General features: G+C 66.1%; 1 protein-coding gene. It reads right to left on the bottom strand.

Annotated features, from left to right (window positions below; genetic code table 11):
- Positions 1-834 (bottom strand): IS630 family transposase (locus QSK20_RS31925; protein ID WP_285792323.1); only part of this gene is annotated, 834 nt, incomplete at its 3' end.
- Positions 835-935: the final 101 nt, after the last annotated feature.

The following is a 935-nucleotide window of genomic DNA, read 5'->3' as shown; positions in this document are numbered from 1 at the left end:
TTCGGGGTGCTTGTGTGGGGAGAAGTTGTCGCAGATCAGGTACAGCTCCTCGGTCGGCCAGCGGCGGCGCAGGGTCTTGAGGAAGCCGAGGAACTCGCGCCAGCGTTTGCGGTCACGGATGCGGTAGTGCAGCTTGCCGGTGGCGAGGTCGAGGGCGGCGATCATGTGCCGGACGCCCTGGTCACGGGTGTAGGTGGCCCGTAGTCGCACAGGGTGTCCGACACCTCGCCAGGCGCGGCCGGGTCGGGGTTGCAGGTTCAACGGCCCGAACTCGTCCACGCACAGGACCCTGCCGTCGGCGGGCGGGTGGTCGTAGAGGTCCAGGATCCGGCGCATCTTCGTGGTGAAGTCCGGGTCGGTGCTGGCCTTCCACGTCTTGGTGGCCTGCCACGACACGCCTCGTTCGTGCAGGATCCGGCGGATCGTCTCGACGCTGACCGTGGTGACATAGCCGGCCGCGATCAGATAGTCACGAAGCTTTGCCAGGGACCAGCAGGAGAACGGTTGGCCGAGGAAGCGGGGGTCGCACCGGGCGATGACGCAGATCCAGTCGCGGGTCTGCTCATCGATCCGTCTCGGTGCGCCCCCGCTCCATTTTGGGTCGAGTGCGTCGAACCCCCTGTCGTTGAACGCGTGGATCACGTCCCGCACGTAGTCCTCGGTCACCTTCAGCAGGTGGGCGATGTCCGGCGCGGGCTGTCCTTGGGCGGACATCAGCACCACGATCGCCCGGCGCAGCTTCACCGGGTCCTTCGCGGTCCGGGTGATCCGCTGCAACTTCTGCCCCTCGGCCATCGACACCTGCCGGACGAACACCTCCGGCCGTCTACCCACCAGCCACCACCTCCCACGGTCGAATCACTGGGAGACAGCCTGCCCGATAGATCCTCAGAACCAGCGGATTACACGATCAACGTTCCAAGACGAGGCACTAG

This window comes from Micromonospora sp. NBRC 101691, assembly GCF_030269285.1.
In the GTDB taxonomy this organism is placed as follows: domain Bacteria; phylum Actinomycetota; class Actinomycetes; order Mycobacteriales; family Micromonosporaceae; genus Micromonospora; species Micromonospora echinospora.
This window is presented reverse-complemented; position numbering and strand designations above follow the sequence as displayed.